The organism is Robertmurraya sp. DFI.2.37 (assembly GCF_029211245.1).
In the GTDB taxonomy this organism is placed as follows: Bacteria; Bacillota; Bacilli; order Bacillales; family Cytobacillaceae; genus Robertmurraya; species Robertmurraya methanolica_A.
This window is the reverse complement of record NZ_JARGEJ010000908.1, coordinates 1-287: the sequence shown is the minus strand read 5'-3', so window position 1 is coordinate 287 and position 287 is coordinate 1. Positions and strand designations below refer to the sequence as shown.

1 protein-coding gene is annotated in these 287 nt (G+C 30.3%); it reads right to left on the bottom strand.

Going from position 1 to position 287, the window contains the following annotated elements:
• On the bottom strand, nt 1-253 hold a 253-nt coding region (locus PZE06_RS29115; protein WP_275792557.1), incomplete at its 3' end, for a hypothetical protein.
• Nucleotides 254-287 lie beyond the last annotated feature (34 nt).

The window sequence follows — 287 nt, the reverse complement described above, 5'->3', positions numbered from 1 at the left end:
GACCATAGTGCAGAACATAAAATATATATTCTGAAGCATCTGGTCCAAATAAATTTGGGAAAAATGATTCACGTAAATTAACAAGATAAAACGGATAATTCTCTGGTAATCTTAAAGGGGTAATTAGATTTTCGATTTCTTGAAAAATTCTAGGATTTTTCTTATAAATAGCCTGTAACTCTCTACGTCCAACAGGTAATTGTTCCGGATTAACTGATGTACCTTCCACCACTTTAATTGATTCATGTATCATTTGTTATCACCCTTATTATATACTTTTTTCTTAT